Source organism: Micromonospora sp. KC721, from assembly GCF_004348355.1.
In the GTDB taxonomy this organism is placed as follows: Bacteria; Actinomycetota; Actinomycetes; order Mycobacteriales; family Micromonosporaceae; genus Micromonospora.
Genome location: NZ_SMJY01000051.1, coordinates 24,236 through 30,347 on the forward strand (window position 1 = coordinate 24,236; position 6,112 = coordinate 30,347).

General features: G+C 68.1%; 7 protein-coding genes. 1 reads left to right on the forward strand and 6 read right to left on the reverse strand.

Going from position 1 to position 6,112, the window contains the following annotated elements; all coding sequences use genetic code 11:
- Window positions 1-17: 17 nt before the first annotated feature.
- The 6 genes from E1182_RS11905 to E1182_RS11930 form a co-directional block, all read right to left on the reverse strand.
- Window positions 18-671 (reverse strand): O-methyltransferase, encoded by a 654-nt coding sequence (locus tag E1182_RS11905; protein ID WP_132264084.1) that lies wholly within the window; start codon window positions 669-671, stop codon window positions 18-20.
- A 10-nt stretch (window positions 672-681) separates the two neighbouring features.
- Window positions 682-1,338: a nucleoside triphosphate pyrophosphatase gene (locus tag E1182_RS11910; RefSeq protein WP_132264086.1), complete on the reverse strand. Its 657-nt coding sequence runs from the start codon at window positions 1,336-1,338 to the stop codon at window positions 682-684.
- A gap of 10 nt (window positions 1,339-1,348) precedes the next feature.
- Window positions 1,349-2,515, reverse strand: a complete 1,167-nt coding sequence (locus E1182_RS11915; RefSeq protein ID WP_371687540.1) for a S8 family serine peptidase — start codon at window positions 2,513-2,515, stop codon at window positions 1,349-1,351.
- Window positions 2,512-3,873, reverse strand: coding sequence for a hypothetical protein (locus E1182_RS11920; protein ID WP_132264088.1), 1,362 nt, complete (start codon window positions 3,871-3,873; stop codon window positions 2,512-2,514). Before E1182_RS11920 ends, E1182_RS11915 begins: the two co-directional genes overlap by 4 nt.
- Window positions 3,870-4,325: a hypothetical protein gene (locus E1182_RS11925; RefSeq protein WP_132264090.1), complete on the reverse strand. Its 456-nt coding sequence runs from the start codon at window positions 4,323-4,325 to the stop codon at window positions 3,870-3,872. Before E1182_RS11925 ends, E1182_RS11920 begins: the two co-directional genes overlap by 4 nt.
- A 111-nt stretch (window positions 4,326-4,436) precedes the next feature.
- The gene (locus E1182_RS11930) at window positions 4,437-4,649 is read right to left on the reverse strand and encodes an acyl-CoA carboxylase subunit epsilon (RefSeq protein WP_132264092.1); all 213 of its coding nucleotides are present in this window, start codon (window positions 4,647-4,649) and stop codon (window positions 4,437-4,439) included.
- Between the two features lie 91 nt (window positions 4,650-4,740).
- Here E1182_RS11930 and E1182_RS11935 point away from each other — a divergent pair.
- Window positions 4,741-6,112: serine/threonine-protein kinase (locus tag E1182_RS11935; protein WP_243706183.1), on the forward strand; the 1,372-nt coding region annotated here is incomplete at its 3' end.

The following is a 6,112-nucleotide window of genomic DNA, read 5'->3' on the forward strand; positions in this document are numbered from 1 at the left end:
GGCGCAAGCGGAGTGGATCAGAGAACCCGGGCCAGGGTGACGCCGTCGGCGATCGGAAGCATCACCGTCTCGACGCGTACGTCGGCCAGCACCTGGTCGTTGAAGGCGGCGATCGCCCGGTCGGCGGCGTCGCGTGGGGCCAACACACGGCCGCCCCGCAGCGTGTTGTCCACCGCGATCACTCCGCCCGGACGCATCCGTGGCACCAACTCGTCCCAGTAGATCGGGTAGCCAATCTTGTCGGCATCGATGAAGGCGAGATCCAGGTGTCGCTGCAGGGGCAACTCCCGCAGCCTTTCCCCGGCCGGGCCGATACGCAGCTCGATGCGGCCGGCGACGCCCGCCCGCTCCCAGTACCGCCGGGCGACGCCGGTGTACTCCTCAGAGATGTCGAAGCAGGTCAACCGACCGTCGTCGGGTAGGCCGCGGGCGATCGCCAGCGACGACAGGCCGGTGAAGGTGCCCACCTCCACCGCCTGTCGTACGCCGAGGGCCCGGGTGAGAAACGTGAGGAACGAGGCTTGCTCCGGTGCCACCTGCATGACCGCGTCGCCGGGCAGGGCGGCCAGCGTCTCCTCGGCCAGATCGCGGACGACCTCGTCCGGCGCGGAGCCGTGTGCGACGAGATAGGCGTGCAGTTCCGGGGTCAGCGGCAGCGGCTTGGTGGTCATGCCCCCGACGCTAGCCGAGACCTTCGATCTCCTGGCCGCCCGGCGCGACCTTCGTCCACAGGTCCGTGATACCGAGCTGCAACTCGGTGAGCAGGCGACGCAGCAACGGCAGGGACAACCCCACCACCGTACCCGGGTCTCCCTCGATCCCGGTCAGGAAAGCCCCGCCCAGCCCGTCGATGGTGAACGCGCCCGCCACCGCCAGCGGCTCACCCGTCGCCACGTACGCGGCGATCTCGTCGTCGGTGATGTCCGCGAAGTGCACCACCGTCGACGCGACCGCCTCCGCCCGAGACCCTTGGGTGAGGTCGATCAGGCAGTGCCCGGTGTGCAGCACCCCGCTGCGCCCCCGCATCCGCCGCCACCGGCCCGTCGCATCGGCCGCATCCGTCGGCTTGCCCAGAATCTGCCCGTCGAACTCCAACACGGAGTCGCAGCCGAGCACCAGCGTGCGCTCCTCAGGAGTGGTACGCAGCCGACCCAGCACCGCCTGCGCCTTCAACCGGGCCAGTTCCAGGCACAAATCCTCCGCCCGGTCACTGACCACCTGGGACTCGTCAACGCCGCTGACCAGCACCTCCGGTTCGATACCGGCGGCCTGGAGAAGCTTGCGGCGGGCAGGACTCTGGGACGCGAGAACCAGGCGCAACGTCAAGGAGTTCGGCACGACGCCGACGCTACCGGCTGATCCGGGGAGGCGGGTCGTCGGCATGTCGACGTCGACGCCAGACCCAGTAACCGCCGCCAGCCGCCACGAGTACGCCGAGAGTGACGAGCCCACGAGCGGTGGTGCTGTCGCTGCCAGCGTCCGGGGCGCGGGCGGCAGGGGAGTTCGTGGCTGGCGGGGTGACCGCCGACGACTCGAAACCCAGCGGAGGGACGTCTGCGGTGAGCGCCGCCACGATATCGAGGACGCCGTGACCGTACTCGTCGTCCCGCCCCGGTGGCCCCTTGTCAACGGCTGTCGCGGTGAGCCGGTGGGCGACTTCAGCGGCGGGCAGGTGGGGGTACTTGGAGCGGATCAGCGCCGCGGCTCCCGCAACGATCGCAGTGGCATCCGAGGTGCCAGTGCTAACCCGATATCGGCCGTTCAGTCCGGTGCAGTAAATGTCAACCGCCGGAGCTACAACGTCGATCTCCGGGCCGGTCACAGAGATTGACGCACGATTACCCTCGCGATCTATCCCTCCTACGGCGATAACTGCGTCTTCGGAGGCAGGATAGGTCACCTCACTTTCGCGTGGCAAGTTTCCTGCTGCTGCGACAACTGTCACATTTGCGGCGACCGCTGACTTGATGGCGTGCTGCATTTCGACCGTAGCTGAACTGGCTGCTGAGATGCTGATTACTCCAGCACCTTTGCGAACCGAATATTCGATGCTGCGGGCTAAGTCGGCGGGACTTCCGAGACCGTCCCTGGGTGTGTCATATATGGGCAGAATTTTAGATCGAGGGGCAATTCCAAGTGCCCCGACCTCGTTGTTGCGGCCATGGGCTGCAATAATCCCTGCCATGCATGTGCCATGGCTGTTTATGTCTTGGCGGCCATCCCCGCTGCCGCCAGGAATTATGTCAATTCCTGGCAATACATTTGCTATCAGGTCGGGGTGTGGCGCGACGCCAGTATCGGGAACGGCCACCACCACCCCTTCGCCATGACTCACTTTGTGAACTTCAGTCATCCGAAGGAATTGCAAGTGCCACTGGTCCTTCCGGATTCGATTCGAGGAATCCGATGTGGGGATGGCAAGTGATGAAGTTAATGGATCAGCGGCCAGTGCAGTATAGATTGTCAGGAGCGTTGCCAAAGTCGAGCGGATGAACTGCTTTCCATGCTTCTTCACCGGTTAAAGCCAATGGCTGGGCCAGGATCTATTGGCCCCTCATCTTCGGGAGGCCGGACAACGGGGCTGACCCCTTGGTCGGTCTCCCATGGATGGTCGGGATCCCAGCGTGACGGTTCATCAGGGCTGCTCTTGCGGCCCGACTGTACGCTACTTCCGCTTGGCGTATTGATTATGCCAGGCGATCCGCCGAGGGGAGGAAAGCCCATGTTTCCTCCCCGGCCGTTGCCCGGACGGGATCCCGCGCCGCCCGTCGGCGAGGTTCCTGCGCCCCCTCCTCCGATGATGCCTCCAATGGGATTAACCTTGCGTGGGGCAGTGTTGCCCCCTGTTGGTCCAATCCCCATTCCTGGTGAACCACCGATCAGCCCGGGTAGATTTGATTTTGGGAAACCCGAATTCGTTTGCTTACTCATGCCGTCCCCAGATCCGGTCCCGGGGTGCGGATTTTTTCGAACTGGAGATCCTTCGGTTTCGTTGTGGGGTGCATTCACTGGAGGGATGCCGAGGGCCGGTCCGCTATGTGCTGGAGGCGTTGGGAAGGTGATGCTTGGTGGTGATGGTGTGGGCAAAGGCGGAGGGCTGGCGATGATGCCGCCCAAGACTGGACCGCCCCCCGTGACTGGCCTTACGGCAGGTGGGACTTTGGATGTGACTGTCTGTGGCGTGGCTCGGTGCGGTGTCGCCGGAGTTGTCGTTAACGGCACCGGAATTATGGGTGAAATGACCGGAGCGCCGGAGGAAAGATAGGGGTCTCTGCTGCTTTCCTCAAGTCGCGGATTGAGTCTTGGTGGGGGTGGTTTTTGGAGCATGAACTGGGCTTGTTGGAGTTCACCGCTCAACCCCACCATGATCCCCCGTGCCTGCCCGTTGAGCTGCTCCAGATCCCCGTCCGTCACCGGCGGCTTCGTCGTACGGTTGCCGGCGACCGCCTTCGGATCGGCGATCATCGCCTCGTACGAGCGCTTCTGCGCAAGCTTCGTCGCGTACCGCTCGTGGAGGTTCTTCAGTTCGGGCCGGGCGCTGTCGATGGCGCGGGTGGCCGCGGCCAGCGCGTCGTGGTTGGCGAGGGCGGTGTCATGGGTGCGTTGGACCTTGTCGATGAGTTGGTCCAGTTCGCCCAGGTACGCCCGGGCGGCGGCGTTGGTCTCGGGCGGCCACGCCTCGGCCAGGCCGCGGCGGTATTCCTGCAACCGGCGCAGGTGGGCCTGCGCGAGGTCGCAGATCTTGCGCCAGCCGGTCACCTGCTTCCAGTGCCCCTGGGTGTCGTGGTCCTGAAGGCACGCCCACATGCTGAGCACGTCCATGAACTGCCAGTCGGTGAGGCCGGACGTCCGGCCGCCGCCCCTTTCGATCATGGCAGCACCACCGGCCCGTCGTTACCTGGACTGTTCGGATCGACCAGCCGGAGGCGGGAGTCCGGCCCGGCGGCGTACGGGCGGGCGAGGGCCGCCTGCACGTCGCCGACCCGAGCGGCGGCGAAGGCGTCGGTGCCCTCGTACCGGTTGGCGATGTCGCCGGCGGCCGAGGCGAGGTGGCCGGTGGCCCCGCCGAGACCCCACACCACCTCGGCGGTGGCCTGCTGGGTCTCGTGATGCGCCTGCAGGAACTGGACCAGCTCGATGAACGCGTCGCACGGATCGGGAATCGCGGTGGTCATGTCGTCCGCGATGTAGGACAGGTGTGGGGCGTAGTTGCGTTCGACCTCGGCCTGGAGCCCGTCGGCGAACTCGCGCATCTGGCGGATGTCGGCCGCGATGCCACCGTAGCCGCGCAGCCAGGGAGCTGGGCGGTCCTCCTCAGGGATCATCGATCCTCCCTTTCCGTCACGACGCGGTTCCCCTGAGTGAGGTTAATCGTTGTCCGCGCTCTCGGCAGCCCCCCACAGGGGAGGGATCGTCCGGCTCGCGTACCCGGAAGGTCAGCGGGGCAGGCCGGAAGCGCGCCACCCGCCGGGACCGGCGACGGGGTGGGCGGAGGCCGGGCGGGCGCTGCGAGCCCAGGCGGAGGCGGTCACCGGTACGGAGCCGACGGTCGGCCGGGAGCGGGCGACCACCACACCCACCAGCGCGGCCAGTTCTTCGGCGGTCGGGGTCCCCCGGACGACCCGGAACAGCGGCTCTTCGGCAGACATGCGGTCAGCGTACGCGTCGCGACGTTGACCTACGCCGCACAGTGGCGTGCCGACGGTGTGCGTGTTGTCGCCGCCGGGTACCGTCTCAGCGATGTCTGACGCACCTTCCCCACTCGTCGCTGACCGGTACCGGCTCATCTCGCCGCTCGGTCAGGGTGGCATGGGCCGGGTGTGGAAGGCGCGGGACGAGGTGCTGCACCGGGACGTGGCGATCAAGGAACTCGTCCCGCCGCCGAGTCTCACCGACGACGAGCGTCGCGAGATGCGGGAGCGGTCGCTGCGGGAGGCCCGGGCCATCGCCCGGCTCAACCACATCAACGTGGTCCGCATCTTCGACGTGCTGCGCACCGACGGCGACCCGTGGATCGTCATGGAGTACGTCGCGTCGAAGTCCCTCCAGGACACCCTCGCCGAGGACGGGCCGGTCCCGGCGGCCCGCGCGGTGGAGATCGGTCTTGGTGTGCTGGGCGCGCTGAAGGCGGCGCACAAGGCCGGCGTCATGCACCGGGACGTCAAGCCGGGCAACGTGCTGCTCGGCACCGACGGCCGGGTGGTGCTGACCGACTTCGGTCTGGCGACGATTCCCGGCGACCCGAATGTCACCCGCACCGGCATGGTGCTCGGTTCGCCGGCGTACATCGCGCCGGAACGGGCCCGGGACGGCACCGCCGGCCCGGAGGCCGACCTGTGGTCGCTGGGCGCGACGCTCTACGCGGCGGTCGAGGGCAAGTCGCCGTACGCCCGGCCGTCGGCGATCGCCACGCTGGCCGCGCTGGCCACCGAGCCGCTGCCGCCGCCGAGGAACGCCGGTCCGCTCAAGCCTGTCCTCCAAGGGCTGCTCCGCAAGGACCCGAAGGATCGGATCACCGCCGAGGTGGCCGAGCGCCTGCTGCGCCGGGCCGGCGGCAAACGCGCCAAGACCATCTCGCTGCTCGACGGCGTACGCCGGCCGGGGCCGAACGGTCCGCGCGAGCCGCGTCCGCCGCTGGTGCCGTCGCCGCGACCCGGCGGAACGTCCGAGCCGACGCCGAAGTCACCCGCCCCGCGTACCGCGAAGGCCGCCGCAGCCGCCGCTGCTGCCGCCCTCGGCAGGGCCACCACCGACTCGGGCAAGACCGACTCGGGCAAAACCGACCCGAACCCGGGCAAGGCCGCCGCCGACGCGAGCATGACCGGCACCGGATCTGCCGCGACCACCACCGGCCCGGACACCACCGGAACCGACCCCGGCAAGCTCGACGCCGACTCCGGCAAGGCCGTCGAGGCCGGTACGACCGGCACCGGGTCGGACCAGGACGGCACCGGCCCTGAACCGGACGATCGGACCGCGAAGGTGCCGGCCACAGTGGACGCCGCGCCGACCGCGAAGGTCGACCCGCCGACCCCGGCCGACGAACCGACCAGCAAGGTCGAGGCCCCGGTCGATCCCACCGCCGTGCTGGCGACTCCGGTGAGCCCGGCGC